The sequence below is a fragment of the uncultured Anaerococcus sp. genome (genome assembly GCF_963510575.1).
GTDB lineage: Bacteria > Bacillota > Clostridia > Tissierellales > Peptoniphilaceae > Anaerococcus.
The window spans coordinates 1-2692 of the sequence record NZ_CAUPFR010000150.1; the positions used below are offsets into that span (position 1 = coordinate 1).

At 34.6% G+C, this 2692-nt stretch carries 3 protein-coding genes and 1 pseudogene; all 4 read left to right on the plus strand.

What is annotated here, in order from left to right; genetic code table 11:
- Window positions 1-1035 (plus strand): dihydroorotase (locus RQ907_RS08365; protein ID WP_311492913.1); only part of this gene is annotated, 1035 nt, incomplete at its 5' end.
- Window positions 1019-1882: an orotidine-5'-phosphate decarboxylase gene (pyrF, locus tag RQ907_RS08370; RefSeq protein ID WP_311492914.1), complete on the plus strand. Its 864-nt coding sequence runs from the start codon at window positions 1019-1021 to the stop codon at window positions 1880-1882. The genes RQ907_RS08365 and pyrF, both read left to right, overlap by 17 nt.
- Window positions 1869-2588 (plus strand): dihydroorotate dehydrogenase electron transfer subunit, encoded by a 720-nt coding sequence (locus RQ907_RS08375; protein WP_311492915.1) that lies wholly within the window; start codon window positions 1869-1871, stop codon window positions 2586-2588. The genes pyrF and RQ907_RS08375 overlap by 14 nt, the downstream gene beginning before the upstream one ends.
- Window positions 2585-2692 (plus strand): annotated as a pseudogene (locus RQ907_RS08380) (dihydroorotate dehydrogenase); the annotation flags it as partial. The gene RQ907_RS08375 and the pseudogene RQ907_RS08380, both read left to right, overlap by 4 nt.

Sequence of the window (2692 nt, forward strand, 5' to 3'; positions counted from 1 at the left end):
GATATGCACGTACATTTTAGGGACCCGGGTTTTACCTACAAGGAAGATTTAGAAACTGGTTCCCATGCTGCTCTTAAGGGTGGTTTTACCAATGTACTATTGATGGGAAATACCAAACCAACCGTATCTAGCCCTGAAATATACGAAGATATAATGAAAAGGGGAAAAGATTTAGACCTAATTGGAATTGATCAAGTTTATACTATAACAAAAAATTTTGATGGAAAAACCCTAGACCACTTGGATACTTTGCCAGAATCTGTAAAGTTTATTTCAGATGATGGTCACGGTGTTGATGACGATGCTATAATGTATTTGGCTATGGTTAAGGCAAAAGAACTTGGAATAAACATGACCCTCCACGAGGAAGTTGCCAAAGTATCTGCTATAGATTATGAAGTGGCAGAAGATGCTATGACTCTTCGTGATTGTTACTATGCCTATAAACTTGATATGCCAGTTCATTTTTCTCATGTTTCTACAAAGGGAGCTATGACTGCTATTAAATATTTTAAAGATTTAGGAGCAAAAATCACCTGTGAAGTTACTCCTCACCACCTATATTTTTCTGAAAAAACTAGGGAAGAAATGAAGGTAAATCCTCCAATTAGAAGGGAAGAAGATAGGCAGTTTTTGCTAAAGATGATTAAGGAAGGCTATGTTGATGCAATTTCAACTGACCACGCTCCGCATTCTGCCGAGGAAAAGAAAAAAGGATCACCAGGTTTTATAGGAATTGAGACTGCATTTTCTACCTGCTACGAAGTTTTGGTTAAATCTGGAATCATTTCTTTAAATCAATTAGTTAGGATTATGTCTACAAGACCATCAGAACTTTTAAATATTAAAAAAGGTAAACTGGAGCCTGGATACCTTGCTGATTTTACCTTAGTTGATCTTGATAAATCTTATGAATATAAGGAAGAAGATATTCTTTCTAAGTCTAAAAATTCTTTAATGATAGGAAAAACACTTTATGGGTCAATTGAAAGAGTTTATAGGAAAGGAGTATTAAAATATGAAAATAATAGATAAATTATATGATAGAGTCGAGAAATTAGGCTTTGTTTGTGTAGGTCTTGACACTTCCATGGATTATATTCCTGAATCTATGAAGGAAGGCAAAGCAATTCACGAAGCTATTTTTACCTATAACAAGGAAATTATTGATGCGACTAAGGATGTTTGTGCTATTTATAAGTTGCAAATAGCTTATTACGAGTCTTATGGACTTGAAGGCATGCTTGCCTATAAAAACACCTTAGATTATTTAAGAAGTCTAGATTTGTTAACAATTGGAGATGTTAAAAGAAGTGATATTGCCGCATCTGCAACCATGTATGCCAAAGCTCACTTTGAAGGGGACTTTGAGGTTGATTTCATGACCTTAAACCCATATATGGGCATGGATTCAATTTCACCATATCTACCTTATTTGGAATCAGGAAAAAAAGGAGTTTTTGTTCTTTTAAGAACTTCAAATCCAGGTGCCAATGACTTTGAAATCCTAGAAACAAAGGGTGAAGAACTTTTCTATACAATTGGTGATAAGCTTAAAGAAGTTAATGAGAATTATATTGGTGAATCTGGTTTCGGTCCTGTTGGCCTTGTTGTTGGTGCAACACATAGCGAAGAAGTAGAAAAAATTAGAAAAAGATATGATAAGATGTTTTTCCTAATACCAGGTTTTGGGGCCCAAGCCGCTGATAGTTTGAATGTTTATAATCTCATGATTAACTTAAATGCTGGTGTTGTAAACTCATCTCGTGCTATTTTAAAAAATTGGATGAATTTTGATGATGGGGCAGAAAATGTTGGCAAATATGCTAGAGAAAAAACGATAGAAACTTATAAGGAAATAGCAAAAAATGCAAGCTTATAGACCGTGTAAAGTTTTAGAAAATATTGAAATAACTCCGGGAATCCTTAAGATTAGTCTAGGAATTAACTTAAATGCTAAGCCAGGTCAGTTTTTTATGCTAAGGGCAGATTCCTTTAGGCAAGACCCAATCCTTGCTAGACCTTTTGGTGTTTGTGAACAAATAGATGGAAAGTTAGTTTTTTTAGTTCAAGTTGTCGGCAAGGGTACAAGGCTAATTGCTGATCTCAAAGAAGGTGATGGAGTTTCAGTCCTAGGTCCTCTTGGGAAGGGCTTTGAAAAAACAAATAATAAAAAAATTGCTATTGTAGCTGGTGGTATAGGTATCGCTCCACTTTTAGAATTGGCTAAAAACCTAGATACTAAGGCTGATTTTTATGGTGGTTTTGCTGATGATCCTTATTTTGTTGAAGAATTTAAACCATATGTAAATAAGCTTGTTACTAGTTCTGAAAAAAAAGAAGGAAAATTCATTTTAGAAAAATTAAATCCTGATGAATACGATTTAATTTATGCTTGTGGACCAAATCCTATGTTAAAGGCTCTTTGCGAGAAAAATACAAAAGCAAAGATTCAGATATCTATGGAAGCCCATATGGGATGTGGAATCGGGGCTTGCCTGGGATGTACTGTTGAAGATAGGAATGGTGATTTCATTAGAGTTTGTAAAGACGGTCCAGTTTTTGATGCAGAAAGGATATTTAAATGAGCTTAAAAGTAAATATAGGAGGCGTTGAATTTAAAAATCCAGTAATTGCTGCAAGTGGTACTTTTGGTTTTGGTGAAGAATTCAAAGATTACATAGACCTAAAC